Origin of the sequence: Gordonia sp. UBA5067 (assembly GCF_002414845.1) — a bacterium.
Classification (GTDB): domain Bacteria; phylum Actinomycetota; class Actinomycetes; order Mycobacteriales; family Mycobacteriaceae; genus Gordonia; species Gordonia defluvii.
In genome coordinates, this window is the sequence record NZ_DIAX01000066.1 from 64,038 (window position 1) to 90,934 (window position 26,897).

General features: G+C 67.9%; 30 protein-coding genes and 2 pseudogenes. 20 read left to right on the top strand and 12 right to left on the bottom strand.

The window, feature by feature from the left end; all coding sequences use genetic code 11:
* From B4M62_RS11570 to B4M62_RS11585, 4 genes and pseudogenes are all read left to right on the top strand, one after another.
* Positions 1–1,110 (top strand): annotated as a pseudogene (locus tag B4M62_RS11570) (preprotein translocase subunit SecA); the annotation flags it as partial.
* Positions 1,111–1,128: 18 nt separating this feature from the next.
* The gene (locus tag B4M62_RS11575; protein ID WP_290712875.1) at positions 1,129–1,713 is read left to right on the top strand and encodes an Rv3235 family protein; all 585 of its coding nucleotides are present in this window, start codon (positions 1,129–1,131) and stop codon (positions 1,711–1,713) included.
* 47 nt (positions 1,714–1,760) lie between these two features.
* Positions 1,761–3,200 (top strand): wax ester/triacylglycerol synthase domain-containing protein, encoded by a 1,440-nt coding sequence (locus tag B4M62_RS11580; protein WP_290712879.1) that lies wholly within the window; start codon positions 1,761–1,763, stop codon positions 3,198–3,200.
* Between the two features lie 5 nt (positions 3,201–3,205).
* On the top strand, positions 3,206–3,709 hold the full coding sequence (locus tag B4M62_RS11585; RefSeq protein WP_290712882.1) for a DUF6912 family protein: 504 nt from the start codon (positions 3,206–3,208) through the stop codon (positions 3,707–3,709).
* 10 nt (positions 3,710–3,719) lie between these two features.
* Here the strand turns inward: B4M62_RS11585 and B4M62_RS11590 are convergent, their stop codons facing one another.
* The gene (locus B4M62_RS11590) at positions 3,720–4,835 is read right to left on the bottom strand and encodes a ferredoxin reductase (RefSeq protein ID WP_290712885.1); all 1,116 of its coding nucleotides are present in this window, start codon (positions 4,833–4,835) and stop codon (positions 3,720–3,722) included.
* Positions 4,836–4,938: 103 nt separating this feature from the next.
* Between B4M62_RS11590 and B4M62_RS11595 the strand changes: the two genes are divergently transcribed.
* A complete protein-coding gene (locus tag B4M62_RS11595; protein WP_290712888.1) occupies positions 4,939–6,258 on the top strand; it encodes a fatty acid desaturase family protein in 1,320 nt (439 codons plus the stop codon).
* A 59-nt stretch (positions 6,259–6,317) separates the two neighbouring features.
* Positions 6,318–7,532, top strand: coding sequence for a fatty acid desaturase family protein (locus B4M62_RS11600; RefSeq protein WP_290712891.1), 1,215 nt, complete (start codon positions 6,318–6,320; stop codon positions 7,530–7,532).
* A gap of 20 nt (positions 7,533–7,552) precedes the next feature.
* Here the strand turns inward: B4M62_RS11600 and rsgA are convergent, their stop codons facing one another.
* Both rsgA and aroA read right to left on the bottom strand, forming a co-directional pair.
* Positions 7,553–8,599, bottom strand: coding sequence for a ribosome small subunit-dependent GTPase A (gene rsgA / locus B4M62_RS11605; protein WP_290712894.1), 1,047 nt, complete (start codon positions 8,597–8,599; stop codon positions 7,553–7,555).
* Positions 8,596–9,891: a 3-phosphoshikimate 1-carboxyvinyltransferase gene (gene aroA / locus B4M62_RS11610; protein WP_290712897.1), complete on the bottom strand. Its 1,296-nt coding sequence runs from the start codon at positions 9,889–9,891 to the stop codon at positions 8,596–8,598. The genes rsgA and aroA overlap by 4 nt, the downstream gene beginning before the upstream one ends.
* A 43-nt stretch (positions 9,892–9,934) precedes the next feature.
* On the opposite strand from aroA, the gene B4M62_RS11615 reads away from it, so the two are divergent.
* Both B4M62_RS11615 and gdhA read left to right on the top strand, forming a co-directional pair.
* Positions 9,935–10,405, top strand: coding sequence for an NUDIX domain-containing protein (locus B4M62_RS11615; protein WP_290712900.1), 471 nt, complete (start codon positions 9,935–9,937; stop codon positions 10,403–10,405).
* Between the two features lie 144 nt (positions 10,406–10,549).
* Positions 10,550–11,890 (top strand): NADP-specific glutamate dehydrogenase, encoded by a 1,341-nt coding sequence (gdhA, locus tag B4M62_RS11620; protein WP_290712903.1) that lies wholly within the window; start codon positions 10,550–10,552, stop codon positions 11,888–11,890.
* Positions 11,891–11,897: 7 nt separating this feature from the next.
* Here the strand turns inward: gdhA and B4M62_RS11625 are convergent, their stop codons facing one another.
* Positions 11,898–12,845 (bottom strand): NADP-dependent oxidoreductase, encoded by a 948-nt coding sequence (locus B4M62_RS11625; RefSeq protein WP_290712906.1) that lies wholly within the window; start codon positions 12,843–12,845, stop codon positions 11,898–11,900.
* A gap of 88 nt (positions 12,846–12,933) precedes the next feature.
* Between B4M62_RS11625 and B4M62_RS11630 the strand changes: the two genes are divergently transcribed.
* The gene (locus B4M62_RS11630) at positions 12,934–13,275 is read left to right on the top strand and encodes a DUF488 domain-containing protein (protein ID WP_290712909.1); all 342 of its coding nucleotides are present in this window, start codon (positions 12,934–12,936) and stop codon (positions 13,273–13,275) included.
* A 6-nt stretch (positions 13,276–13,281) separates the two neighbouring features.
* Here B4M62_RS11630 and B4M62_RS11635 read toward each other — a convergent pair whose 3' ends face one another.
* Entirely contained in the window at positions 13,282–13,482 is a 201-nt protein-coding gene (locus B4M62_RS11635) for a hypothetical protein (RefSeq protein ID WP_290712912.1), read from the bottom strand.
* A gap of 134 nt (positions 13,483–13,616) precedes the next feature.
* On the opposite strand from B4M62_RS11635, the gene B4M62_RS11640 reads away from it, so the two are divergent.
* The 4 genes from B4M62_RS11640 to B4M62_RS11655 are packed head-to-tail and all read left to right on the top strand — an operon-like array spanning position 13,617 to position 16,432.
* Positions 13,617–14,099 carry a hypothetical protein gene (locus B4M62_RS11640; RefSeq protein ID WP_290712915.1) on the top strand — a complete coding sequence of 161 codons (483 nt, stop codon included), beginning with the start codon at positions 13,617–13,619 and terminating at the stop codon, positions 14,097–14,099.
* Between the two features lie 38 nt (positions 14,100–14,137).
* Positions 14,138–14,413 carry a GlsB/YeaQ/YmgE family stress response membrane protein gene (locus tag B4M62_RS11645; protein ID WP_290712918.1) on the top strand — a complete coding sequence of 92 codons (276 nt, stop codon included), beginning with the start codon at positions 14,138–14,140 and terminating at the stop codon, positions 14,411–14,413.
* Between the two features lies 1 nt (position 14,414).
* On the top strand, positions 14,415–15,059 hold the full coding sequence (locus tag B4M62_RS11650) for an NAD(P)H-binding protein (protein ID WP_290712921.1): 645 nt from the start codon (positions 14,415–14,417) through the stop codon (positions 15,057–15,059).
* On the top strand, positions 15,053–16,432 hold the full coding sequence (locus B4M62_RS11655) for an FAD-binding oxidoreductase (protein WP_414651832.1): 1,380 nt from the start codon (positions 15,053–15,055) through the stop codon (positions 16,430–16,432). The genes B4M62_RS11650 and B4M62_RS11655 overlap by 7 nt, the downstream gene beginning before the upstream one ends.
* 46 nt (positions 16,433–16,478) lie before the next feature.
* On the opposite strand, the gene B4M62_RS11660 is transcribed toward B4M62_RS11655, so the two are convergent.
* Positions 16,479–16,916, bottom strand: a complete 438-nt coding sequence (locus tag B4M62_RS11660) for a hypothetical protein (protein ID WP_290712927.1) — start codon at positions 16,914–16,916, stop codon at positions 16,479–16,481.
* A 109-nt stretch (positions 16,917–17,025) separates the two neighbouring features.
* On the opposite strand from B4M62_RS11660, the gene B4M62_RS11665 reads away from it, so the two are divergent.
* The gene (locus B4M62_RS11665; protein WP_414651833.1) at positions 17,026–18,555 is read left to right on the top strand and encodes a flavin-containing monooxygenase; all 1,530 of its coding nucleotides are present in this window, start codon (positions 17,026–17,028) and stop codon (positions 18,553–18,555) included.
* A gap of 214 nt (positions 18,556–18,769) precedes the next feature.
* On the opposite strand, the gene B4M62_RS11670 is transcribed toward B4M62_RS11665, so the two are convergent.
* Together B4M62_RS11670 and B4M62_RS11675 are read right to left on the bottom strand one after the other, a co-directional pair.
* Positions 18,770–19,372: a DUF1345 domain-containing protein gene (locus B4M62_RS11670; RefSeq protein ID WP_290712930.1), complete on the bottom strand. Its 603-nt coding sequence runs from the start codon at positions 19,370–19,372 to the stop codon at positions 18,770–18,772.
* Between the two features lie 14 nt (positions 19,373–19,386).
* Positions 19,387–20,181 (bottom strand): SOS response-associated peptidase, encoded by a 795-nt coding sequence (locus B4M62_RS11675; RefSeq protein WP_290712933.1) that lies wholly within the window; start codon positions 20,179–20,181, stop codon positions 19,387–19,389.
* Between the two features lie 94 nt (positions 20,182–20,275).
* Here B4M62_RS11675 and B4M62_RS11680 point away from each other — a divergent pair, with 94 nt between their 5' ends.
* Positions 20,276–21,022: a sigma-70 family RNA polymerase sigma factor gene (locus B4M62_RS11680; protein ID WP_290712936.1), complete on the top strand. Its 747-nt coding sequence runs from the start codon at positions 20,276–20,278 to the stop codon at positions 21,020–21,022.
* Complete coding sequence (gene rsrA / locus B4M62_RS11685) at positions 21,019–21,378, top strand: mycothiol system anti-sigma-R factor (protein WP_290712939.1); 360 nt, start codon at positions 21,019–21,021, stop codon at positions 21,376–21,378. Before B4M62_RS11680 ends, rsrA begins: the two co-directional genes overlap by 4 nt.
* 43 nt (positions 21,379–21,421) lie before the next feature.
* Here rsrA and B4M62_RS14765 read toward each other — a convergent pair whose 3' ends face one another.
* A complete protein-coding gene (locus tag B4M62_RS14765) occupies positions 21,422–21,496 on the bottom strand; it encodes a 50S ribosomal protein bL37 (RefSeq protein ID WP_369758845.1) in 75 nt (24 codons plus the stop codon).
* A gap of 126 nt (positions 21,497–21,622) precedes the next feature.
* Between B4M62_RS14765 and B4M62_RS11690 the strand changes: the two genes are divergently transcribed.
* Both B4M62_RS11690 and B4M62_RS11695 read left to right on the top strand, forming a co-directional pair.
* On the top strand, positions 21,623–21,838 hold the full coding sequence (locus tag B4M62_RS11690; RefSeq protein WP_290712941.1) for a biotin/lipoyl-binding carrier protein: 216 nt from the start codon (positions 21,623–21,625) through the stop codon (positions 21,836–21,838).
* A gap of 7 nt (positions 21,839–21,845) precedes the next feature.
* Entirely contained in the window at positions 21,846–23,429 is a 1,584-nt protein-coding gene (locus B4M62_RS11695; protein ID WP_290712944.1) for a sensor histidine kinase, read from the top strand.
* Positions 23,430–23,457: 28 nt separating this feature from the next.
* Here the strand turns inward: B4M62_RS11695 and B4M62_RS11700 are convergent, their stop codons facing one another.
* Positions 23,458–23,712, bottom strand: coding sequence for a WhiB family transcriptional regulator (locus B4M62_RS11700; protein ID WP_290712947.1), 255 nt, complete (start codon positions 23,710–23,712; stop codon positions 23,458–23,460).
* Between the two features lie 225 nt (positions 23,713–23,937).
* Complete coding sequence (locus B4M62_RS11705; protein ID WP_290712950.1) at positions 23,938–24,897, bottom strand: diacylglycerol/lipid kinase family protein; 960 nt, start codon at positions 24,895–24,897, stop codon at positions 23,938–23,940.
* A gap of 65 nt (positions 24,898–24,962) precedes the next feature.
* On the opposite strand from B4M62_RS11705, the gene B4M62_RS11710 reads away from it, so the two are divergent.
* Complete coding sequence (locus tag B4M62_RS11710) at positions 24,963–25,376, top strand: hypothetical protein (protein WP_290712953.1); 414 nt, start codon at positions 24,963–24,965, stop codon at positions 25,374–25,376.
* A gap of 10 nt (positions 25,377–25,386) precedes the next feature.
* Positions 25,387–26,181 (top strand): ParA family protein, encoded by a 795-nt coding sequence (locus B4M62_RS11715; RefSeq protein ID WP_290712956.1) that lies wholly within the window; start codon positions 25,387–25,389, stop codon positions 26,179–26,181.
* 4 nt (positions 26,182–26,185) lie between these two features.
* On the opposite strand, the pseudogene B4M62_RS11720 reads toward B4M62_RS11715, so the two are convergent.
* Positions 26,186–26,897: pseudogene (locus tag B4M62_RS11720) on the bottom strand (hypothetical protein); the annotation flags it as partial.

Here is a 26,897-nt window from a genome sequence, read left to right on the forward strand (position 1 = left end):
ATCGACAACCAGCTGCGCGGCCGTTCGGGCCGCCAGGGCGACCCGGGTGAGTCCCGCTTCTACCTCTCGCTGGGAGACGAACTCATGCGCCGGTTCAACGGTGCGGCGCTCGAAGCGATCATGAACCGGGTCAACCTGCCCGATGATGTGCCGATCGAGGCGAAGATGGTCACCAAGGCCATCCGCTCCGCGCAGACGCAGGTCGAGCAGCAGAACTTCGAGGTCCGCAAGAACGTCCTCAAGTACGACGAGGTGATGAACGAACAGCGCAAGGTCATCTACCGTGAGCGTTCCACCATTCTCGCCGGCGAGGATCACCGCGAGCAGGTTCAGCAGTTCATCGACGATGTCGTCGGTGCCTACGTCGACGGCGCCACCGGCGAGGGCTACGCCGAGGATTGGGATGTCGACGAGTTGTGGGCGGCGCTGCGGACGCTGTACCCGGTCGAGTTGTCGCCGCGCCAGGTGCTCGGCGAGAACGAATTCGGGGAGCGCGACGACGTTGCTGCCGAGGATCTGCGCGAGATCCTGGTCGCCGACGCCCACAACGCGTACGCCAAGCGTGAGGACGACATCGACGCGATGGCCGGGGAGGGGGCGATGCGCCAGCTCGAGCGCAGCATCCTGCTGTCGGTGATCGACCGCAAGTGGCGCGACCACCTCTACGAGATGGACTACCTGCGCGAGGGCATCTATCTGCGTTCACTGGCCCAGGCCGATCCGGTGGTCGAGTACCAGCGTGAGGGCTTCGATATGTTCCACGGCATGCTCGAGGGCATCAAGGAGGAGGCCCTCGGGTTCCTTTTCAACGCCCAGGTGGAGACCGAGCCGGCCTACCAGCAGGAACCAGAGCTGCCAACCGGGCCGGTCGCCGACTCGGCCGACGAGTCGAAGGTGCCGGCCGGTCTGCGGGCGCGCGGCGTGCCGGCCGTGCCCACCGAGGTGCCGATGGTCTTCACCGGCCCGGATGAGAGCGGTGACACGGCGGCTTTCGACGAGGAAGCCGGCGAACCGTCGGCCGAGACCGCTGCGTCGTCGGCCGGTCGTCGATCGAACCGCCGCGCCAAGCGGGGCAAGCCGGCGTCGAGCAAGGCCAAGCGCCGCCGCTGATCGGCCACCTCGGTTCGGATGGAACCGTTTCGCGCTGCGCTGCGTCCCATGTATATGGACATCAGCAGCGTCGTGGTTCGCCCGGCCCCGCAGTTCGAGCACCCGGGGCGCTGGGCGACCGCATGTGAGTGTGGCGACGGCGCCGAGCGGCCGCACGCGACGCGTCCCCCCGCTCCCGGGCGACTGCGTGCGGTGCCCACCGCGGACCGGCGGGCTGCCGACACCGCCGCGGACCGGCGGGCTGCCGACACCGCCGCGGCATCGGCGCGCGAGTTCGTCATTGCCGCGATGACCGTCGTCCTGGAGGTTGTCGACCGCCGGCGTCCGGTTACCGCACTGCGGCCGCTGGTCGCCGCGCCCGTTGTCGACCACGTCCTCAGTCGGGGCCGGGCGCGCCATGAGTCGCGCACCGCGCCCGGACCGGCCGCGCGGACCGCGGCGGCCGGGCTACGCCTGCGGCGGGTGCACATCCAATTCGTCGGGGATTGTGCGGCCGAGTTCTTCGGGAGCTACACCTGTGGGCGGCGGGTGCGGGCGTTCGCCGGCCGGATGGCGGTGACGAAGGCGGCGTGCTGGCAGATGCAGGGTTTGATGCTGGACTGACCATGCCTGGCGCACTCGTGTCCGTCGGCCGATAAGATCGCGACATCATGGTGAATCGGCTGACCCCGCGCGAAGCAATGTACTACTTCCTCGACGAGGGTTCTTCCACGGTGCACATCGGCATGCTGATCATCATCGAGCCGACGGCCGAGTCCGGCGACGGTGGGCTGGACTATCAATCGCTGGTCGCGCTCACCGAGGGCCGGATCCAATTCGCGCCGCACTACCGACAGGTCGTCAAGCCGGTGGTCTTCGGACTCGCCCGACCGGTGTGGGCCGACGATCCCGATTTCGACATCAATTTTCACGTCCGCCGGGCCGGACTGCCGCGGCCGGGTGGGGCCGAGCAACTGCAGGACTTGATCGGCCGGGTGCTGTCGCGACCCCTCGACCTGGAGCGGCCGTTGTGGGAGATGTACCTAATCGAGGGGCTGGCCGATGGTGCGATGGCGGTCTTGACCAAGACCCACCGCTGCCTGGTCGACGCGGGCTCGCCCGAACTTTCGGAGGTGTTGCTCGACGCCGAGCCCACTCTTGCGGCGTCCGTCGAGGACATCTGGATGCCCAAGAGGTCACCGAGTTCTGTCCAGCTCGCGGTGGATGCAATCGCGGAGGGGCTGGCCCGCCCCGGTGAGCTGGTGGAGAACCTCGTGGGCGGCAATGGCCCGCTGGGCGGGCTGCGGTCCCTGGTTCGGGCCTCGGTCAGCCAGGTGACCGAGGTGCTTTCGCAGCTCGCCGACTCTGCCCCCGACAGTCCGCTGAACCGGGCGACGACGGCGACGCGCACCTTCGCGGTCGCATCGATCTCCGCGTCGGAGGTGGTCCGCGTCGCGGCGCACTATCGGTGTACGCGGGGCGATGTCGAGTTGGCGATCATCACCGGCGTACTGCGCCGATGGATGCTGTCGTTCACGTATACCCTCGCCGCCGGCGACTCGGTGCGGGTGGTGCTGCCGCTGGGGGATCGGGCGATCGTGGGTGAGGATGACGCCGACGTCGACTGCAACACCGGATGGTTCGGCGAGGACGGTCCCGGATTCGTCACCGATCTGCCGGTTGGCGAGGCGAATCCGGCGGTGGTCATTGCGCAGGTGGCGGGGTTGGCCGAGCGCAATGCCCACACGGCTTCGCGGCAGGCGGGGCGGACCGGCCCCCTGCTGCCGGAGCTCGGGTTCGTCCCGTTCGGCGAGCTGGCGGCGCGATTGTTCACCAGCTGGAACAGCCACACCTACAACCTGCCCATCGAGGTCGCCGCGGAGCCGATCAGTCAGCGCTGGCTGCGCGGAGTGCCGGTGCGCGGCATGTTCGGCGTGCCGGCGCTCTTGGCGAACCGGGCGCTGGCGATCACGGTTCTCACCTACACCGACCGCGTCGAGTTCGCGTTCCTCGGGGATCGAGGGGTGCTCGACGACTTGCCGGCGATGGTCGACTACACCCATGACGCGTTCGACGAGCTCCGGCCCGAGCGCGACGCTGACGGAGGCTGATACACATGCGGGTATATATTCCGGCGACGCTGGCGATGCTGCAGTCGTTGAACGAGTCGGGCGAGTTCGTCCCCGTCGGCGGCACGGCTTTCGCGCTGACCCCGGCGCTGCGCGAGGCGTATACCGCCGGTGATGACGAAGAACTGTCGGAAGCGGCGCTACGGGAGGCGGCGCGCGCCAGCCTGAGGCTCCTAGACGGCGAGGTCGGCGACCTCGCCCCGCTGCCGCCGCGTCGGGTCGTCGTTGCCGCTGACGTCGACGGTGCCGCGCTGCGCCCCGACCTCGACGCCGCGGTGGTCAGACTGTCGGGCCCGGTGCCACGCGCGGCGATCGCAGCCGTGCATGTCGACGGCGCCGAAGCCGAGGGGGCGGTCAGAGCCGCGGTCGCCGCCGTCGATGCCGCCGATCTCGGCGACCTCGATGCGGAACTCGCGATCGGCGACGTCGAGGACTTCGACCTCGGCTGGTATGCGACGCAAGAACTGCCGTTCCTGCTCGAACTGCTCTAGTGGAGCGTGGTCAGACCTCGAGCGAACAGTCGCCGGCCGCTGCGCTGACGCAAGTCTGGATCCGCTCGCCCGCCACGTGTTCGGTGCCGGTGCGCAGGTCGCGCACGACCCCCGACTCGACGGACACGACGCAGCTCTGGCAGATCCCCATCCGGCAGCCGAACGGCATCAGCACTCCGGCCGCTTCGCCGGCCTCGAGGAGGGTCGTGGCCCCGTCGACGGTCGCCGTCTTGCCACTCCGGGTGAAAGCGACCGTGCCGCCCTGCTCACCGGCCGCACCACGTTCGAGCGCGAACCGTTCCAGGTGGAGGTGATCGGTGGCGCCCGCCTTGGCAAACATGTTCGAAGCGAGTTCAAGGAAGCCACCCGGGCCGCATGCCCAGGTCTCGCGCTGGGCCCAGTCCTGACACAGGGCCGCAATGTCGTCGGCGGTCAGTCGCCCCCCGACCCGGGTCTGATGCAGACGCACGTCGACGATGCCGCGCTCCGCGTAGCCCGCGAGTTCCTCGGCGAACAGCACGCCATCTAGGTCGGGCACCGAGTGGATGAGCACGATATCGGAGCGCTGACCGCGATGCTCCACGGTCCGCAGCATCGAGATGATCGGGGTGATCCCGCTCCCGGCGGTCAGGAACAGCAGTTTCGGCGGCAGCGGCTCGGGCAGCACGAATTCGCCGGCGGGCGCGGCGAGCCGGACGATGGTGCCCGCCTTGAGGCCGGTGACCAGGTGTGAGGACAGAAAACCCTCGGGCATGGCCTTCACCGTGATGGACACGGTCTGGGTGCGCTCGGCGATCGCCGGGGCCGACGTAAGCGAATAGGAGCGCCAGATCCAGCGGCCGCCGACGTCCACGCCGATGCCGAGATACTGGCCGGGGTGGTAGTCGAACGAGAATCCCCATCCCGGTTTGATCTCGATGGTCGCCGAATCCGCGGTTTCCCCCGTCACCGAGACGACGCGGCCGCGCAGTTCGCGCGCCGACCACAAAGGGTTCGCCAGATGAAGGTAGTCATCGGGCAGGAGGGGGGTGGTGATGCGGGCGACGGCGGCGCGCACCCAGTGAGTTCCGCGACGGCGGGCGGCGATCCCGCGCACCGGCTCCTCGAATCGTTCGCGCCAGTTCATGCCTGCCTACTCCTCCGGGATCTGCTGATCGTCTGGGGCTGGACAACCTCCACGAGCGTAACCTACGCTATCGTAAGTTACGAACCCGTAGGTTAGGAAGCGCATGGCGATCACCGACATTCCCGAGTATGCCCACCTCACCGATTCCGACATCGAGGCGTTGGCCGCCGAACTCGATCAGATCCGTGTCGACATCGAGGCGGATCGTGGTGAGCGCGATGCCCGCTACGTCCGCAACACCATCCGGCTGCAGCGCGGGCTCGACCTGGCGGGCCGGGCGATGATCGCCGGGGGCCGCCGTCGCGGATTCTGGTGGGCCGGTGCCACGACGCTGGGGGCGGCCAAGATTATCGAGAACATGGAGCTCGGCCACAACGTCATGCACGGCCAGTGGGACTGGATGAACGACCCAGAAGTCCACTCGACGACGTGGGAGTGGGACAACACGGGCCCGTCGGCGCACTGGAAGCACACCCACAACTACATCCACCACAAGTACACCAACATCCTCGGCATGGACGATGATGTCGGCTACGGCCTGCTGCGCGTCACCCGCGACCAGCGGTGGCGCCCGTTCTACTTGGGCAATCTGGCGTACAACACCGTCCTCGCGCTGTTCTTCGAATACGGGGTGGCCGCCCAGCACCTCGAACTCGGCCGCCCGCGCCGGACCCCAGAGGAAAAGGCCGAACTCAAGGCCGACCTGCGCGATGTCGGCGCCAAGATCGGCCGGCAGGCCGGCAAGGACTATGTGGTGTACCCCGCCGTCGTCGGTGCCCTCACCCGGTCGCCGGAAGCCGCCCGTAAGACTGCTACTGCCAACCTGGCGGCCAACGTGATCCGCAACGTGTGGACCAACGCGGTGATCTTCTGCGGGCACTTCCCCGACGGCGCCGAGAAATTCACCAAGAGCGACATGGTCGGCGAGACACGCGGCCAGTGGTACCTGCGCCAGATGCTCGGTAGCGCCAACTTCCACTCCGGCCCGGTGCTGGGGTTCATGTCGGGCAACCTGTCATACCAGATCGAGCACCACCTGTTCCCGGATCTGCCGAGCAATCGCATGCCCGAGATCGCGCAGCGGGTGCAGGCACTCGCAGAGAAGTACGACCTGCCCTACACGACCGGGTCGCTGCCGGTCCAGTACCTCAAGACGTGGCGCACCATCGCCAAGCTGTCGCTGCCGGATCGCTTCTTGATCGCCACCTCCGATGACGCGCCCGAGACGTCGTCGGAGCGGCGCTTCAAGGGCGACGACCCGGCGGCGAGATTGGTGGCGACAGTCGATCCGGTCACCGGACGGCGCAGTGGGCTGCGGTCGGCGATCGCCGGGCTGCGCAACCGCCGCCGGACGCGCCGCACATCCGGGGCGCTGTCGCCCGTGAGCCGGCGCGAGCCGGGCCGACCGGCCGACGCGGCCTAGGGCCTCGGCCCCTGACAGGGTGCGCGGACCGGTGCAGGTACGCGCATAATGGACTACAAATGGCAATCACTGATATCCGCGAGTACGCGCATCTGAGCGACGCCGACGTCGAAGCGCTCGGCAATGAACTGGACTCGTTGCGGCGAGAGATCGAATCGGACCTCGGTGCGCGCGACGTCGCCTACCTGCGACGCACGATCCGCGCTCAGCGCACGCTAGAGATCGTCGGCCGCGTCGCACTGCTGGGCAGCAACAAGCGCAGCCTGTGGTGGCTGGGCGCCGGGTCGCTCTCGCTCGCCAAAATTATCGAGAACATGGAGTTGGGCCACAACGTCCTGCACGGCCAGTGGGATTGGATGAACGATCCCGAGGTGCACTCGACGACGTGGGAATGGGACATGGTGTGCGCGGCGCCGCACTGGAAACACTCCCACAACTTCATCCATCACAAGTACACAAATGTGCTTGGCATGGACCACGACGTGGGGTACAACACGCTGCGCGTGACGCGTGATGAGCCGTGGCGGCCGCGCTGGCTCATCCAGCCGCTCGCCAATGTGTTGCTCGCCGCCACCTTCGAGTGGGGTATTGCGCTGCACGACCTCGAATTGCGTGATGTCCTGCAGGGGAACAAGTCGAAGGAGGTCGCGGTCCCGCAGATCAAGACCTTCCTGCGCAAGGCGGGACGCCAGGTCGGCAAGGACTATCTCCTGTTCCCGGCGCTGAGCGGACCGAATTTCAAACACACCCTGACCGCGAACCTCACGGCGAACCTGGTCCGCAACCTGTGGGCCTATCTGGTGATCTTCTGCGGCCACTTCCCCGATGGGGCCGAGAAGTTCACCGTCGAATCGCTCGAAGGCGAGACGTCCGGCGCGTGGTATCTGCGGCAGATGCTGGGCACCGCGAACTTCCGGACCGGTCCGGCAATGGCCTTCCTCTCGGGCAACCTGTCCTATCAGATCGAGCACCACCTGTACCCGGACCTGCCCAGCAACCGGATGGCCGAGATCTCGGTGCGGGTGCGCGAACTGTGTGAGAAGTACGACCTGCCCTATACGACGGGCTCGTTGCTGGGCCAGTATCTGCAGACGCTGCGGACCATCAACAAGCTGGCGCTGCCCGATCAGTTCCTGCGTGACACCGCCGACGATGCGCCGGAGACGGCATCGGAGCACCGCTTCGACGGCCGGCCACCCAAGCGCGGCCTCAAGACGGCGCTTCGGGACCTGGCCCGCTCGCGCCACCGCCGGATTCCTCGTTCCTGGCGCTAGTCCCGCTGAAGGTTTCCCCCTCAGGCATCGCCGAGGGGAATGTTCCCTTCGTCGGCCACCAGGGGCCGATTCTCAGCAGAGAGTGCGAAGAGAATGTTGCGGACGGCCATGGCGCGCCGCGCGGACACCCCGGCCAGCTCGTCGAGCCGGCACTCCGGGTCGGCCGGCGGTCCGAGGTGGGTGCAGCCGCGCGGACAGTCCTCGATCGTGGCGCGCAGGTCGGCGAACGCGTTGATCACGTCGCCGGGGGAGACGTGGGCGAGCCCGAAGGAGCGAATCCCGGGGGTGTCCACGACCCACGTGCCGGGCAGGTCGGGGATCGGCAGGGCCACCGACTGGGTGGAGGTGTGTCGACCCTTGCCGACGCCGGACACGGCGCCCGTGGCCCGATCTGCTTGTGGCACTACGCGGTTCACCATCGTTGACTTACCCACCCCGGAATGGCCGACGAGGGCGGTCACCTTGCCGTCGAGGAGTTCACGCAGGGCGGTGAGGTTGTCGTCGCGGCCGGCGGCGACGATCGGCAGGTCCAGCCCCGCAAACGCGTCGCGGAACGCGGAGCCGTCGGCGAGGTCGGACTTGGTCAAGGCGAGGATCGGCGTCAGGCCGCCGACGTAGGCCGCGGCCAAGGCGCGCTCGACGAATCCGGTGCGGGGCGGCGGATCGGCCAGGGCAGTCACGATGAGCAGTTGATCGGCATTGGCGACGACGATCCGCTCGAAGGGATCGGTGTCGTCGGCCGTGCGGCGCAGTACCGACGATCGCTCGTCGACCCGCACGATCCGGGCCAGGGTGTCCTTGGTGCCGGAGGTGTCGCCGACAACACCGACGCGGTCGCCGACGACGATGGGGGTGCGGCCCAGCTCCCGGGCACGCATGGCGACGACGACCTGATCGGGATCGGCGTCGATCGCGCAGCCCCATCGGCCCCGGTCCACGGATACGACCATGGCGGTGGCCGCGTCAGCATGGGCCGGCCGCGTCTTGGTGCGGGGCCGCGAACTCTTGCCCGGGCGGATCCGTACATCGGATTCGTCGTACGCGCTACTCGAGCGGCCCCGGCTCACTCGGCGGTGACTCCGGCGCCGAGCATATCCGCCCACATCTGGGGGAACGCGGGCAGCGTCTTGGCGGTGGTGCCGATGTCGAGCACCTCGACTCCGGGCACCCGTAGCCCGATCAGTGCACCGGCGGTGGCCATCCGATGGTCGGCGTAGGACTCCCAGGTTCCGCCGTGCAGCGGCCGTGGACGGATCAACAGCCCCCCGGATACGTTGTCGCCGTCGATTTCGGCGACGTCGCCGCCCAGCCGATTGATTTCGGTCGCCAGTGCCGTGAGCCGGTCGGTCTCGTGGCCGCGCAAGTGGCCGATGCCGGTGAGCCGGGAGTGGCCGGTCGCCAGGGCGCACAGGGCCGCGATCGTCGGGGTCAGCTCGCCGATCGCGCGCAGATCGACGTCGATTCCCCGCAGCGCACCCAAACCGGTCACGGTCAGTACGCCGTCGGCGCCGAGGACGGCGCTGGCGCCCATGGCGGCGAGGATGTCGACGAATTGCGCGCCCGGCTGAGTGGTCGCCGCGGGCCAGCGTGGGATGCGCACCTTGCCACCGGTCACCGCGGCGGCGGCGAGGAAGGGGGTCGCATTGGACAGGTCGGGCTCGATCACCCAGTCGTGCGCGGCGATCGGACCGGGCGCCACCCGCCACTGGTCGGGGGTGCCGGTCTCGACGGTGACGCCGTGGTCGCGCAGCATCGCCACCGTCATTTCGACATGCGGCATGGACGGCATCGGAGCGCCGCGGTGGATGACGCGCACGCCGTTGTCGAAGCGGGCGCCGGAGAGGAGTAGGCCGGAAACGAACTGCGACGACGCGGACGCGTCGATCACCACGTCGCCGCCGTGCAGCGACCCCGCGCCGGCCACGGTGAACGGCAGCGCGGTGCCGGTGATGTCGGCGCCGAGTTCGCGCAGAGCGTCGAGAATGGTGTGCAGTGGGCGGGTGCGGGCCTGCGGGTCGCCGTCGAACTCGACGGTGCCGTTCGCGACGGCCGCCACCGGGGGCAGGAAGCGCATGACGGTGCCGGCCAGCCCGCACTGGACTGCTGCGCCGTGTAGCGGCCGCGGGGTCACGGTGAGCCGGCTGGGATCGTCCGGGGCCGCGGCGATACCGGTACCCATGGCGGCGAGCCCGTCGATCATCAGGTCGGTGTCGCGGCTGCGCAGGGCGCCGGTGATCGTCGACGGCGCATCGGCCAGGGCGGCGAGCACCAGCGCGCGGTTGGTGATGGACTTCGATCCGGGCAGTTCGACGGTCGCCGACACCGGTGCGTGCGCGGTGGGGGCGGACCAAGTCGTCATGACTGCCAGTCTCTCATGGCGCGCATCGGGTGATAATCGACGGATGGTGGCGCACAGTGCGGGCCTCCTCGTCTTTCGCGGAGACGAGGAGTCCGGTGGCTGCGAGGTCTTTCTCGTGCATCCGGGTGGACCCTTCTGGGCGCGTAAGGACGCGGGTGCCTGGTCGATCCCCAAGGGGGAGCACGGCCCCGACGAGGATCCGCTCGCGGCGGCGCGGCGCGAGTTCGGCGAGGAGACCGGGCAGCGCTCGCCGGCGGGGCCGGTGCTCGACCTCGGCGAGGTGCGCCAGCGGGGCGGAAAGGTGGTCCGGGCCTACGCCGTGCGCGGGGTGGTCGACGCGGCGGCGGTGGTCTCCAACACCTTCGCCATCCAGTGGCCGCCCGGGTCGGGGCAGCTGCGCGAATTCCCCGAGGCCGATCGCGGCGAGTGGTTCACCCTCGCCGCCGCGGCGGTGAAGATCAACCAAGCCCAGGCCGAGTTCCTGACCCGGTTCCAGGCCGCCATCGGCGACTGAACCGGCAGGTCAGCGGGATGTCCGCTTCGTGCGATTTGGCAGCACCGGCGCTGATGTGGCAGTTTTGCGCTCAGTAGACCCCTCGCGTGTGTGAGGGTTTCATCGTTGGCCTCAACGTGGAGGCCAGGCGGAGGTGTGCGGTTCATGGACGCGAAGCTGGCTGAGACCTTTGACGAGGTCGTGGGCCGGAACCCCGGCGAACTCGAGTTCCATCAGGCGGTGCGCGAGGTGTTCGACAGCCTCGGCCCAGTACTCAGCAAGCATCCGGAGTACGCGGACTCGGCGGTCATCAAACGCCTCTGCGAGCCGGAACGGCAGATCATCTTCCGGGTGCCGTGGGTCGACGACGCCGGGAAGGTTCAGATCAACCGTGGCTTCCGCGTCGAGTTCAACTCTGCGCTGGGCCCCTTCAAGGGTGGCATGCGGTTTCACCCGAGCGTCTACCTGGGCATCATCAAATTCCTCGGTTTCGAGCAGATCTTCAAGAACTCGCTGACCGGCCTGCCGATCGGCGGCGGCAAGGGTGGGTCCGACTTCGACCCGAAGGGCCGGTCCGACGGTGAGGTCATGCGCTTCTGTCAGTCGCTGATGACTGAGCTGTACCGACACATCGGCGAGTACACCGACGTGCCCGCGGGTGACATCGGGGTTGGCGGGCGGGAAATCGGCTACCTGTTCGGCCAGTACAAGCGGATCACCAACCGCTACGAGTCGGGCGTGCTCACCGGCAAAGGCCTGGCGTGGGGCGGATCGCAGGTCCGCACCGAGGCAACCGGATACGGCGCGGTGTTCTTCACCGATGAGATGCTCAAGACGCGCGGACAGTCCTTCGAGGGCAAGAAGGTGTCGGTGTCCGGCTCGGGCAACGTCGCGACCTACGCGATCGAGAAGATCCACGAACTCGGCGGCACGGTGATCGCCTGCTCGGACTCGTCAGGGTACATCGTCGACGAGAAGGGCATCGACCTCGAGATCCTCAAGCAGGTCAAGGAGATCGATCGGGGACGCATCGGCGACTATGCGACCAAGCGCGGCAACGGGGTCTCGGTCGTCGAGAAGGGCAACATCTGGGATGTTGCCGTCGACGTGGCGCTGCCCTGTGCTACCCAGAACGAGCTGCACGGCGATGACGCGACCAAGCTGATCGGCGGCGGTGTCGTTGCGGTCGCCGAGGGCGCCAACATGCCGTGCACTCCGGACGCGACCAAGGCGTTCGCCGAGGCCGGCGTTCTGTTCGCACCGGGCAAAGCGGCCAACGCCGGCGGCGTGGCGACGAGTGCCCTGGAGATGCAGCAGAACGCTTCGCGCGACTCGTGGAGCTTCGACTACACCCAGGACCGGCTGGCCGAGATCATGCGCGGCATCCACGACAGCTGCGTGGAGACCGCCGAGACCTACGGCATGCCCGACAACTACATCGCCGGCGCCAACATCGCCGGCTTCATCAAGGTCGCCGACGCGATGCTGGCCCTGGGAGTGATCTAGACCCGCGTTACGGGAGCAGCACGAACTTGCCGCGCGAATGTGGGCCGGCGAGTTCGGCCAGTGCCTGTCCGGCCTGTTCCAGCGGGAAGGTCTTGGCGATCTCGACGGTCAGTTCGCCGCTCGTCGCATCGGCGATGAGCCCGCCGATCGCCGCGCTTCGCCGGCGCCGGCTGTCGGCGGTGGACCCGTCCACGATCACGATCCCGTCGGTGCCGCGCCCGAACGCGGCGATCGACACGATCCGTGCCGGTGAGATGCCCAGGTCCAGCGATGCGTCAATCGCCTCGTCGGTGCCCGCGGTGTCCAGTGCCGCCGTCACCGGCCGGCGCGCGGCCGCGTGTATCCGCTGCGCCACACCCGCACCGTAGGCGACGGGGACGGCGCCCAGTCCGGCCAGGAACTCGTGGTTGCGCGGCGCCGCGGTGGCGATCACCGTCGCGCCGCGCCGGCGGGCCAGTTGGACCGCGATCGCGCCGACCGCACCGGCTCCGCCGTGAACGACGACCGTGTCCGACCCGGTGATCTTCGCGGCCCCGACGAGATCTGCGGCGGTCACGCCGACCAAGAGCAGGCCGGCGGCGGTGGGGAAGGGGAGCGTCGCGGGTTTGGGGTGCACCGAGTCGGCGTCGGCCAGGAGGGCTTCTGCGTAGCCGCCGATGGCCCGGTAGACGATGACCTCGTCGCCGGCGTGGATCTCCCGCCGATCCGCTTCGGCGGGGGCGAAGTAGCGGGCGCCGGCGCCGACGGCGGTCACCACCCCGGAGACCTCCGATCCGATCCGACGGGGCAGAGCGGCCGGATCGGTGCCGAAGAGGCCCCGCACAATCTTCCCGTCGATGGGGTTCACCCCGGCTGCTCGCACGTCTACGACGGCCTGCCCGGGCCCGGGCGGTGGTATCGCCGCGTCGACGGGGCCGACCACCTGCGCGGGGTCGCCGTAGCTCGTTGCAGCCATGGCGCGGACTGTTCGGGAATGGCCGGAAGTCATCTTCGCTCCTCGCGCTCGCGGCGGATCGGGTCGTGCCCGGCGTACCGTTGACAGTATGAGCGTTACCATCGGCAGGGTCTACGATGACGTGCCGCCCGGGGTGACCCGGGTATTGGTCGACCGGTTGTGGCCGCGGGGGATCCGTAAAGGCGACCCTCGAATCGGGCAGTGGTGCAAGGAAGTCGCGCCCAGCTCGGACTTGCGACAGTGGTACCACCACGACCCGGCCAAGCATGACGAGTTCACGCGTCGCTATCGGGACGAACTGGGTTCGGGCGAGCAGGCAGCGGCCTTGGCGTGCATCCGGCAGCTGGCCGAGCACGGCGACGTCGAGTTGGTGACGGCGACGAAGGACCCAGCGATCAGCGAGGTGCCGATCATCGTCGAGGAACTCTGATCTGGTTCAGTCCTCGCTCGATGCCCGATCGCCGACGAACCGGCGCAATGACGGCGTCGACGACGACACCCGATCGACTTCCTCGCCACCATCGCACCGGAACAGGCCGATGACGAGCATGTCGCCGTCGCGGGAGAGCACTCGCCAGAGGGCGCCGGATTCGGCCCAGCGCTGCAGGGCTGCCACCGGGTCCGGACTGTGCGCCATATCCCGATGATAGGGCGCCGCGCGGGTTTACCGCGCGGCCGAGACTACCGCGCATCAGCAATGTCAGACCCCGGTGGTTGAATTCGAACACCAGTTCACCGATGGCCGGTGGCGGGCTCGGGCAGGAGGACGTGATGGCACGGCAACACGAATGCGAGGCGGACGCAGACTCGGAGTGGGAGAGGTTCTCGCCCTGGCTTGCGGGGCGCCTGGCCGCCCTGCCGGTGGCGTCGGTGATCGACGCGGGCCCGGGTAGCGCAACGCCCGAGGTCGATGGCTATGACGTCGAATGTGCCCAGATGCAGCGCCTGCACGGTGGCCGGATCCTGCTGCGGCTGTCGACGACTCTGATGATCATTCCACTCCTCGATGCGTACGACGGGGACATTATGGAGCCCGACCGATGGCATCATGACGACCTCTTCGAGGACTGCACGCACGGCTACCTGGTGAGTGATTCGCCGGCGTTGATCGCCGACCTTGTTGTCGCCTGGTTTCGCGAGCGCTGTGGATTCGCGGATCCGGCAGATGTGGGCTTCGCCCACATGCGGGCCAAGTCGTTGCCGCGCACGGCGCGGCGGCCGGAATGGATCGCGGCACGAGGCCGTCCTGACTAGGGTGGATTCCGTCAGGTCATCGCGATGAGGGAGGGCGGATGGATGTGAGTGTGAGCGGAATCGTCGGGCTGATCATCTTCGGTGCGGTCATCGGGATCCTCGCCCGGGTGGTGATGCCCGGCAGACAGTCGCTCTCGGTGCTCGTCACCGTCATTCTCGGGGTACTCGGTGCAGTCGTCGGCTATTTCGCGTCGGCGAAGCTCGGTGCGGCGGATACTTCCGGGGTCGACTGGTTGCGGTGGATCATCAGCATCGCCGCTGCGGTCGTACTGGCCTTCGGGTACGAGGCGCTGACGTCACGATCGGGGCAGTAGGATGCGCGTCATCATTGTGGGCGGGCACGGCAAGGTGGCACTGCGCGCAGCACGCCTGCTGTCGCAGCGGGGCGACGAGGTCACCGCGCTGATCCGCAACCCCGACCACGCTGCCGACGTGCGTGCGGCGGGCGCAACGCCGGTGAGGTTCGACGTCGAGGACGCAACGGATGCCGACTTCGGCGATGCCATTGCCGGGCACGACGCGATTGTCTGGTCGGCAGGCGCGGGCGGGGGCGATCCGACCCGGACCGATGCGGTGGACCGCGACGCCGCGATCCGCTCGATGAGGGCGGCGTCGACCGCCGGGGTCCGGCGGTACGTGATGGTGTCATATTTCGGAGCCGGGCTTGACCACGGTGTGCCGCAAGACAATTCGTTCTACGCGTATGCCGAGGCGAAGGCAGCGGCCGACGAGTTCCTGCGCCATTCCGAACTCGACTGGACGATTCTGGGGCCGAGCCGGTTGACCGACAGGCCGGGCGGCGGGATCTCGGTGGGTGCGGCAGGAACGGCCGGCCGAGCCGAATCGGTGAGCCGTGATGCGGTCGCGGCGGTCATCGCCGCAGTCCTATCGGACCCCACGACGATCGGACGGCAGCTGGAATTCAGCGACGGCGCCGACGCCGTGGGATTGGCGTGGTGACGCGCTTCGACGCCCACCGCCTCGCCACGATCGTCGGCGATCAGCATGTCCTGACCGATGCCGATGTGATGGCCCGCTATCTCGTCGACTGGACCGGTCGGCGCATGGGCCGGGCCGATGCGATCGTCCGGACCCGCAGCACCGACGAGGTATCGGCGGTGCTGAGCGCCTGCGCGGCCACCGGCACCGCAGTCGTCGCGCAGGGCGGCAATACCGGACTGGTCGGCGGCTCCGTGCCCGACGACAGGGTCGCATCCAACAGGGCCGCATCGACGATCGTGCTCAGCACCGAGCGGATGACCGACATCGACACGGTGGACCCCGTCGAGATGTGTGTGGGGGTCCAGGCGGGTGCGACGATCGCGGCGATCGAGGCTGCCGCCGCCGCCGCCGATTTGCATTTCGCGATCGATCTCGCGTCGCGCGACTCGGCGACGGCGGGTGGAATCGTGGCCACCAACGCCGGTGGTGTCCACGTGGTGCGGCACGGCGGTACTCGGGCGCAGGTGTTGGGGATGGAGGCGGTCCTCGCCGACGGCCGGGTGATCCGCCGGTGGAATCCGCTGCGCAAAGACAACGTCGGCTATGACCTGCCCGGACTGATCGCCGGCAGCGAGGGCACCTTGGCCGTCATCACCGGCGTGCTGTTCACCCTCGTCGACCCGCCTGGCCCGACCGCCGTTGCACTTATCGGCGTCGAGAATGCCGACCAGATCTTTGTGCTGGTGTCGAAGGTCCGTCGTGCCGGGTTGACCGTCGAGGCGGTGGAGTTGATGACGCGAGCCGGCGTCGGGTTGGTCGTCGAGGCGGGGGCGCGTCCGGCATTGACCGGGGCGAGCGCTTTCCAGGTGTTGCTCGAGGCTTCGGGTGCTCAGGCCACCGAGCGCCTTGCCGAAGTCCTCAATGATGCGGGGGTCGAGGACGCGGTGCTCGATGAGGGGCCTGCGCACGCACTGTGGGAATTGCGGGAGCGTCACACCGAGACCATTGCCCGGGCAAGTACCACCGTGCCGGTGAAGCTCGATGTCACCATTCGGCGCCGAGACCTCGGGCAGTTCATCGAGGACCTGGACGCGGTCGCCGCTGCTGTCTCGTTCGGTTGTCGCCCAGTGGTGTTCGGCCACGCGGCAGATGGGAACCTGCACGTGAATCTGCTCGACGTTCCGCTGCCGGAGCAGGCGGCGCTGGCCCGTCGGGTGCTCGAGATGGTGATTGCGCGCGGTGGCAGTGTCAGTGCCGAGCACGGGATCGGCCGCGATAAGCGGGATTGGCTGGCCGTCGCCCGGGGCGATGCGGACGTCGCCGTCATGCGGGCCATCAAGAACGCGGTGGACCCCGACAACCGCCTGAATCCGGGTGCCATCTTTCCTTGACCATCGACGGTGCCCGGAACTTCGTCGACGGTGCCTTCGGGCTCGGCTACGCGACCCAGTTGGCGACGACTCCGGCGACCAGAATCGCTACGCCGCCGATCTCACCGACGATGAGCGCGGCCATGAAGCCGTGAACGAGGACACCCGGCCGGGGGTGCAGTTGATTCGTCGTATCCTTCAGCGCCCCGTGCACCAGGTAACTCATGATCGCGCCAACGAAGAAGATCAGTTCGACGATGACGCAGGCGGCGTTCACCCACGCCGGCCACGCCGAGAGCGCCACGAGTGCGGCCAGGACAAGCGTCGCGAACGAATACATGAGCGCGGCGCGGTGTGCGATGTCGACGTAGATGTGGGCCCGACCATCGGGGGAGGCGAGGATTTGCCGGTACTTCCATACGCCGAGCGCCATCGCCCAGGCGAGAATGATGCCGGCGGCGGTGACCGTCGCGATGGTGAGGTTGTCGAGTTGATCGATCAGCATGAGCTCGCTCCGGTTCGGTTGGCGGTCGACGATCGGGCAACTATGCCATCGGGCGATGTAGTGTTCGGGTAGGCCGATGAATTGAGGGATCGTGGCTGCACACAACGCTATCGCCCCGGCGTATGAGGCCGTCATCGTCGGCGCTGGTTTCGGGGGGATGGGTGCCGCGATCGAACTCAAGCGGCAGGGCATCGAGAACCTCGCCATCGTCGAGCGGACGGACGGGCTCGGCGGCACGTGGCACGTGAACCACTATCCAGGGCTGGCCGTCGACATCGCCTCGGTCACCTATAGCTATTCCTTCGAGCCCAACCCGTACTGGTCGCGACTCTTCGCACCGGGCGCCGAGCTCAAGCGCTATGCCGAGCATGTCGCCGACAAATATGACCTGCGTCGACACATGTCCTTTGGTGAGCAGATCGCGCGCGCCGAGTGGGACGGGGCGAACTCGATGTGGCGCGTCTTCAGCGATGACGGCACCGAGCGGACCGCCCGGTTCCTGCTCACCGCGACGGGCTTCCTGTCCCAGCCGCACACGCCGGAGATCCCGGGTATCCATACCTTTGCCGGCCGGACCATCCACACGACCGACTGGGAGGACGGTCACGACTTCACCGGCGAGCGCGTCGCCGTCATCGGCACCGGCGCAACAGCCGTGCAACTCATCCCCGAAATCGCCAGGCAGGCCGCTGATCTCATCGTCTACCAGCGAACCCCGATCTGGGTGGTACCCAAGCTGGATTTCGTGATCCCCCGACCGGTCCAGGCGATGTTCGCCCGGGTGCCGCTCACCCAGCGGGCCACCCGCCTCGTGAGCAACGCGCTACTGGAACTGCTGATGGTCACCGGGGTGCTCCATTACAAGCAGTTCACGTTCGGCAACAAGGCCGCGGCCGCATTGGCCGCGGCGCATCTGCGGCGGCAGATTCCCGACGCCGGCCTGCGCAAGAAGCTGACACCGGACTACGACTTCGGCTGCAAACGGCCAACCTTCTCCAACGAATACTTCACGACGTTCACCAGGGCCAATGTGCACTTGCAGGACACCTCCATCGTCAAGGTCGACCCCGACGGCATCATCACCGCCGACGGTGCGAAGGTGCCGATCGACACGCTGGTGCTGGCAACCGGTTTCGACCTGTGGGATGCGAACTTCCCGGCTTTCGAGATCCGCGGGCGGGAGGGTCGCGATCTGGGGAAGTGGTGGCGCGCCGAGCGGTTCCAGGCCTATGAGGGAATCACGGTGCCGAAGTTCCCGAACTTCTTCACGCTCAACAGCCCGTACTCCTACAGCGGACTGTCATACTTCACGACGATCGAGGGGCAGATGCACCATATGGCGCGCCTGCTCCGTGAAGTCAAGCGCCGCAAAGCGGTGACCTTTGAGGTCGCCGAGGAGGCCAACACCCGATTCCTCGAGGACGTGACGCGTCGCCTGGAATCCTCAGTGTTCTACAACGGCGACTGTTCGACGTCGCGCAGCTACTACTTCAATCATGCGGGCGAGGCGACACTCCTACGGCCACGGTCGACGGCGGGGGCGCTGCGGGAAATGAAGAACTTTCCGCTGTCGGACTATCACTTCGACGGTCCGACGCCGTGGTCAGGCGCGATCGCAAACCCAGCCGTCGGGCGTTGACCCCGACGTCAAGAAGTCGCGGCAACCGGGCGGAGGTCTCCGCGGTGAGCGCGTTGTCGGCCCTGGGGATAGAGGATCGGTTCTTCCGTCAACGGCGATCCCGGCGTCGATGTCGAGATGTTCTTGCTGCAGTGCTTCGGCGAGACTCGTCACAATCCACCTCCGGACGTGTGGTGACGACGTCACCCAATCCCATTCCCCGGCTGCGCGTCAGTCAGCCGGCGACACCGGCGAGAAGGTTGATGAGCAGCGCCACGATTACCGTGCCGAATAGGTATGAGAGGAGCGCGTGGAGCAGGGCGGGGCGACGCATCCGCGAGCCGGACAAGTCGGTGTCGGAGATGGCGAAACTCATGCCCACGGTGAAGGCCACATAGGCGAAATCGGTGTACAGCGGGGGATCGGACTGATGGAAGTCGACGCCCCCGACGGGGTCGGTGAAGTAGAGCCGCGCGTAGTGGGTGGCGAACAAGGTGTGAATCGTGGCCCAGGACGCGACGATGCCGATCAGCGTGCCGACCAGTCGTGCGGTGTCGTCGTGGTGGATGAGCACCAGGATGATGCTGGCGAGGCTGCCGAGGGCAGCGGTGACGACCAGGATGGCCGTCCCCGCGTGCGTCGGGTCTTCGCGGCGGGCGAACCTGGCGGTCTGCGCCGCATCCATCGGCCCGAGTGTCGCCCACGTCCACCCGACATAGGTGATGGCGGTGCCCGTCCATACCGTCATCGTCGGGCTGATCGCCCATCCGAACCACAAGATCGCGCCGATCGACGCGCCCACCAGGACGCTGACCGCCAGCCGCTGGATCGCGGACATCTCGCGGGCCCGCCTCACGAGACCGCATCAACGAGATGTGGCCCATTGTTGGCCACTCGGTTCACCAGGGGGGATACTTCGCGGATTTCGATGGCGTCGGCCAACGCCGGCGACGGTGGGGCGAGCATGTCTGCCGGCGCGGGCGCATCGGGATCCAGCCAGGCCGACCACCATTGCACCGGCATGATCAGCGGCATGCGGTCGTGGATCTCGCGCAGGGGACCGACTGCGTCGGCGGTCAGGATCGCGCAGCTCAACAACGGTGGATCCGACGGGTCCGCGTCCGTGGGGTGCCAAACCGACCACAACCCGCCCATGAACAGGCGCGTGTGGTCGGCGGGGGACATGAAATAGGGGACCTTCTTGACCTTGCCATCATCGCCGGTCGCCGTGCGCCACTCGTACCATCCGTCCATCGGGACCAGGCACCGTTTGGACTTGACCGAGGCGCGAAACGACGCCTTCGTCGCAGCGGTCTCGGCGCGCGCGTTGAACAGCGCCCCCTTTCCGATCTCCTTGGCCCATGGCGGAACCAGCCCCCAGCGCATCGCCCGGATCCGGCGCGCCGGAACGTCTGGGCCGGTGGCGCCCGAGTCCGGTGCATGCCGGTCGACGACGGTGAGCACCGTCGACGTCGGTGCGACGTTGTAGTTCTCCCACCGTGATGGTGGCTGGTCGCCGGTCGCCAGGCCGTCGAGTGGTTGCTGCGGCGGCGTCTCGGACCGTGGTAGGCCGGTCACCTCGTTGATCGCGTCAATCTCGGTGGCCAGCCTCGCCGGATCCGTCGTCACTGCATACCGTCCGCACATGGGATACATGCTAGAGGCGCGCTGGGCCGGGGAATGTGCGCCGCGCGGGGCGCGTTGACTCCACACAGAAACACTGACGACGAGGAGTTCGCCCATGTCATGCGCCATTGCGCACCCGATCGAGGAGCGCCAGATCTTCGGCTCGCTAGACTTGGGCGAGCGCCGGGCCAACGATCGCCCGACGCGAACCGAAAGGACCGTCGTGAGCGAAACGCCCGCCGACGAGGTGGCTGAGCGCACCGTCGAGACCGACGAGGAGCGCACTGCGAGGTTTGAACGCGACGCGCTGCCGCTTCTCGATCAGCTTTACGGCGCTGCGCTGCGGATGACGCGCAATCCCGCGGACGCCGAGGATCTCGTCCAGGAGACCTTCATCAAAGCGTTCTCGGCGTTCGCTTCCTTTCGTGAGGGCACCAACCTCAAAGCGTGGCTGTACCGCATTCTGACGAACACCTACATCAACAGCTATCGCAAGAAGCAGCGGCAGCCGGCACAGTACCCGACTGACGAGATCACCGACTGGCAGCTGGCCCAGACCGCCGAGCACACGTCGACCGGGCTTCGGTCGGCGGAGATCGAGGCTCTCGATGCGCTGCCCGACGACGAGATCAAGGAAGCCTTGCAGGCCTTGCCCGAGGACTTCCGCATGGCGGTGTACTACGCCGACGTCGAAGGACTGCCGTACAAGGAGATCGCCGAAATCATGGACACTCCGATTGGCACGGTGATGTCGCGGCTGCACAGGGGCCGTCGTCAGCTGCGCGACCTGCTTGCCGACGTCGCCCGCGAGCGCGGCTTCAACCGGGGCCAGAAGGCCGCTGAGGCGGGAGTGAACCGATGACCGAGAGCGACCCCGAGTTCGAGTCCCTCGACTGCACCAATGTGCTTGCCGAGGTGTGGTTGTTGCTCGACAACGAATGCGATCCGGGTGCACGGGCACGGTTGCAGGAGCACCTCGACCGATGCCCGTCCTGCCTGGCGCAGTTCGGGATCGAGCAGCAGATCAAGGCGCTGGTCAGCCGCAAGTGCGGCGGTGAGCGTGCGCCGCAGGGGCTCGCCGACCGGCTCCGGGTGCAAATCCGTCAATCGACAACGGTGCTGCAGAGCTCGGATGGCGAGTCGGTGTCGCGGACGACGGTGACCCGTACCAGCGTCACCTCACACCGGCAAACAGAAAACCCGGGCGGCCGGCGCTAGCGCCAGCAACACCCGGGTCATAGGTTTCGACCCAAAACGCGGGTCAGGCGTTCGGTCGTTTGCCGTGGTTGGCGGCATTCTTCTTGCGAGCGCGCTTCTTGCGTCCACGCTTACCCATGGGACTCTCCTTCTCCGGTGGTGGATCCATTCTTCCATGCACCCCGCCGCAATCGGAAAACGAGCCACCCGGAGCCCGATGCCAACCGGGCCGGAATACTGCAGTCCGGTGGGCTACCGTGGGTCCATGGCTGAAGACGTAGTTGCCGAGATCGTTGCCACCGTTCTCGAGGTGCGCGTGTCCGGCGGCCAGTCGGTCGAGGTCGGCGACACCCTCGTGCTGCTGGAGTCGATGAAGATGGAGATTCCCGTCGTCGCCGAAGACGCGGGTGTGCTCGACGAGGTGAAAGTCTCCGTCGACGACGTCATCCAGGCCGGCGACGTGATAGCTACCTACCGGTAGCCGGCCGGTGTCGACCCTCGCCGATCTTCTCGCTGCCCACACCGGCCTCACCGACGAACAGGGCGGTCATCTCCAACGGCTCGTCGGGGAGTGGCAGTTGCTGGCCGATCTTTCGTTTGCCGACCTCTTGCTCACGGTCCCGGCCGTGGCCGGTACGACCGGGAAGTCGAGTGAGACACCGGGGGCGTTCCTCACCGTCGCCCAGTGTCGGCCGAACACGGCGTCCACGGTCCTGCCGGGCGACGAAGTCGACCAGGTCGTCGCCGACGAGCAGCGCGGGCGTGCCCTGGCGGGCGCGATGCGGCGGGGCGAGATCGTGCCGGGCGAGGCGATGGTCGTGAGTGGTGTGGCGGTGCGGCGGGACCTGGTTCCGGTGCGGTACGGCGGCGAGGTGATCGCCGTCCTCACCCAGGCGGCCGCGAATACCGCGCAGCGGGTGCCCTCCCCCCTGGAGCGTGCGTACCAGGCGTCGGCGGCGGACCTGTGCCAGATGGTCGCCGATGGAACTTTTCCTCCCCTCGAGGGCAATGAGGCGGGCCTGTCCACTCCCCGGGCCGGTGACGGGTTCGTGCGCCTGGACGCCGACGGCCTCGTCGAGTACGCCAGCCCCAACGCATTGTCGGCGTTTCACCGCATGGGGTACACCAGCGACCTGTCCGGTGTCAGCCTCGCCCAGGTCGTCGGCGCGGTGGTCTCGGACGCCTTCGACGCCGGGGATGCCGCGGCGATGATCGAGTTGGCCGTGTCCGGTCCCGCCCTCGGCGACGGTGCCGACCACCAGGTGCTGCGGATGGAGGTCGACGCCCGGCGGGCGACCGTCCTCGTGCGGATGGTGCCGTTGCGTCCGCGCGGCAGCGCGACCGGAGCCATCGTTCTGGTGCGCGATGTCACCGAGGTCAAGCGTCGCGACCGTGCCCTCATCAGCAAGGACGCGACGATCCGCGAGATCCACCACCGGGTGAAGAACAACCTGCAGAGTGTGTCGGCGCTACTGCGCCTGCAGGCGCGCCGAACAGCGAATCCGGAGGCCCGCACGGCGCTGACCGAGGCGGTCCGCCGGGTGGCGTCGATCGCGCTGGTGCACGAATTCCTGTCGGGCAGCGTCGACGAGGAGGTCGACGTCGACGAGGTTGTGCGCCGGCTGCTCCCGGTGCTCGTCGATGCGACGAGCACCAATGCGGGACACGCGCAGGTCGTCGTCGACGGCCGGTTCGGGGTGCTGCCGGCTGACCTCGCCATGCCGCTGGTGATGGTGCTGACCGAACTGATCCAGAACTCGGTTGAGCATGGTTTCGCCGATGGCCGGGCTGGGCGGATCGAGGTTGCCGCGCAGCGCGAGCTGCGCGAACTGTCGATTAGGGTCAGCGATGACGGTGCGGGCATCCCCGATGACTTCGACATCGAGAGTAGCGGCCATCTCGGGCTGCAGATCGTGCGGACGCTGGTCCAGATCGATCTGAACGGCGCGGTAGAGTTCGCCGGCTCGGCCGACGGGGGAGCGTCGGTGCGGGTGGTCATTCCCCTGGCGCCCCCGCCACCCGGGTTCGGCGGGCACGAAAAAGCCCCGGCCGCCGATGGCGGCCGGGGCTGATCGGTTGGACTAGACGCTGCTGTTGGACCTAGACGCTGCTGCGCGCGCGGGTGCGGGCGTTGCGCCGCTTGAGCGCGCGGCGCTCGTCCTCGCTCATGCCGCCCCAGACGCCGGCGTCCTGGCCGGAGTCGAGCGCCCAGGTCAGGCACTCGGCGGTTACGGGGCAGCGATTGCAAACGAGCTTCGCGTCGGCGATCTGGGCGATGGCCGGTCCGCTGGTTCCAACGGGGAAGAACAGCTCCGGGTCTTCGTCGCGACAGATTGCCTTGTGGCGCCAATCCATGTCTTCAAACTCCTCGTGTGTGGGCGCAGCAATGCGCGCCCGTTTTGAGCCTCGCCGGGCGTTGGCTGGGTTTCGTTGGCTGTTTACACGGGCGTCAACTCGCGTTTGGTCGCTCGTGGGTCCTTGTGAATACTTTCACGAATCGAGCCGAAGTCAATAGGTTTCCAATAACACGTGGGCAAGGTCACTGTGCGCCCGGGGTCGGGTTTCGTATGCTAGCGCCCGCTATCCTGCCTGTTCAGCGGGGGCCACAACAGTGAGCGCGCCGGGCCGGTAGTGAAATCGCATCTCGGTTCGCTCACCGGTGAAGTCGCCGTCGATCTGCGTTGGCAGGGGGACCGGCGACGAGAAGGACACCGCGGTCACGTCGTCATCGCGAAAGACATGGCGGGCGTGCGGATCAGCCCGGGTCAGCAGGCGCGTCGCCAGCGGAAGGTTGCGGGCGACACTCATCGTCGACGAGGCAAAAACACCCAGCCCGCCCGACAGTGAGGTGCCCGGGTTGGTCTCGATAGTCCTGCCGCCCAGGTAGGTCCACGGCGTCGTGTTGAGCACGAAGGCGAAGCTGATGCCGGGCAGCACCCGGGTGGATCCGTCGCGGTCGGTGACCACGACCTCGAAACGCTGCTGGTCGGCGCGGTGGCGCAGGAAGGTGACGACCGTCGTGAACAGGTATCGGCCGGGGGTGGCCGCCTTACCGCGATTGCGTTTGTCCTCCATGGCCCGGATGACGCGCGCGTCGACGCCCATGCCGCAGTTGAACAGGAACCAGCGGTCGTCGGTGATTCCCAGGTTCACCATGCGCTGTGCGCCGGACGCCAGCAATTCGATGAGCTGGGCGGTGGCCAGCAGTGGGTCGGCGTCGATGCCCAAAGCCCGGGCGAACACGTTGGCACTGCCACCGGGGATGATGCCGAGCCGGGGGAGTGCCGCCGGGCGGGCATCGGCGGGACTGCCGAGCAGCCCGTTGACGACTTCGTTGACCGACCCGTCGCCGCCGTGCACGACGATGGCGTCGTAGCCGCCGTCGCGCACCGCCCGCTGTGCCAGTTCCTCGGCATGGCCGCGATGGGTGGTTTGCTCGACAGTGAGCTCCATCCGCGACGCGAGAGTGTGCGCGAGGGTGTCACGGCCGGCCGGCGTCGTGGCGGTCGCGTAAGGATTGACGATGAGCAATGCCCGCACGGAACACCACCCTACGTCGGTGCCCCGAGCATTGTGAAACAGCGCCGGGGCAATACCCTTGGGCCATGCGACTGGTCATCCCCGTCCCCCGCCCGATCCGCTGGGCGGGCATCTCGATCGCGACCCAGGGGTGCGTGGGCATCGTCGCGGCGGCGATCCTGGTGATCCGCGAGGCGGGTGGGCACCACGACGATTTCGCCAGTGGATACGGATTGGCACTGTGGTGCTCGCTGATCGGCCTCGGCGTCCTCGCCGGCGGTATCGCGCTGCTGCGCGGCAAGCGGTGGGGTCGCGGAATTGGAGTCGTCGCGGAGTTGCTGCTCTTGCCGGTTGCGTATTCCCTGCTCACCGACAGTCATCAGCCCTTCCTCGGTGTGCCCCTGGGCTTCTGGGCGCTCGCCACGCTGGCCGCGTTGTTCTCCGCGAGCGCACTCGCGTGGGCGTCGGGTCCCAGTACCCCGACCGACCCCGAACCGTAAGGTGGGCCCCATGACAACCACTGTCGCGATCGCCAACCAAAAGGGCGGCGTCGCCAAGACCACCACCGCTGTCTCGCTGGGAGCGGCTCTCGCCGACCTCGACGCGTCGGTACTCGTCGTCGACCTCGATCCGCAGGGCTGCCTCACCTTCTCTCTCGGCCACGACCCCGATCAGCTGGAGATGTCGGTCCACGACGTGTTGCTCGGCGAGGAGGAGATCGCCGACGTGCTGGTGACCACCGACGACGGGGTGACGCTGTTGCCGGCCACGATCGACCTGGCCGGGGCGGAGGCACTCCTGCTGATGCGGCCGGGCCGCGAGTACGCGTTGAAGCGGGCACTCGCCGAGGTCGCCCAAGACTACGACGTCATTCTCATCGACTGCCCGCCGTCACTGGGCGTGCTGACACTCAACGGACTCACCGCCGCCGACTCGGTCATCGTGCCGCTGCAATGCGAGACCCTCGCCCATCGGGGGGTCGGCCAGCTCTTGCGCACCGTCACCGAGGTGCAGCAGATCACCAACCCGAATCTTGATCTGCTCGGCGTGATCGCCACGATCTACGACGCGCGTACCACGCATAGCCGCGATGTCCTCGCCGACGTCGCCGATCGCTATGACCTGGCGGTCATCAACCCGCCGATCCCGCGGACCGTGCGGTTCGCGGAGGCGTCGGCGTCGGGGGCGTCGGTGTTGCGCGGGCGAAAGAACAAGGGAGCCGTCGCTTACCGCGAATTGGCCCGGAATCTGTGGAACCACTGGAGCACGGGCGCCGAGCTCGAGACGTTCGCGCTCGACGCGTAGCCGATCAGGGTCCGTACGCGACGATCAGATTGCCGCGTTGTTCGACGACCGCGTCGCCGATCACCGCGGGCACTATCGGCACACTCGGCGTCTGGCCGAGGTCCCGCACCACCGGCAGTGCGCCGACACGCCGCCCGGTTGCGGCATCGACGACCGTATAGCCGGCCGGGTCGGGAACCAGCATCCGTCCGCCGACGGCGACGCCGGGTCCGCTGGTTGCGGGCACGGTGAAGCGCGGGCGCAGCGCGGCGGCATCGAGTACTACCGTGTCGTGTCCGGTCCACACCGACACGAGTCCGTCAGAGTTCACCGACACCGCGCCGGCGGGTAGCGCGGGTCCCCCGGGCACGGGGTGGCGCCCGGTCTCCACCCCGTCGGAAGTGAAGGTGCGGATCGCCGGCGCGGTGGGCTCGGGGGAGTTCGCACCTCCGTCGTAGACGGCGATGCCCGACTCCGACATGCCGACGACGACGGGCGCGGCGAACGCGGTCCCACTGGTGATCACGGCAGAGCCGTAGAGCGGGATCTTCTCGTCCTTGTCGAGGAGGGCGCCGATGACGGTGAGCCGAAAGCCGGGATCGCCGGCACAGTGCTCGACGAGTGCTACCCGGTCGCCGGCGGTCATGCCGGACGTCAGCCGGCAGTCGTGGCCGTCGTGGCGGCCCATGTCCGGCTTGACCCGGGCATCGATACGGCCGTACTCGATTCCGCGCACC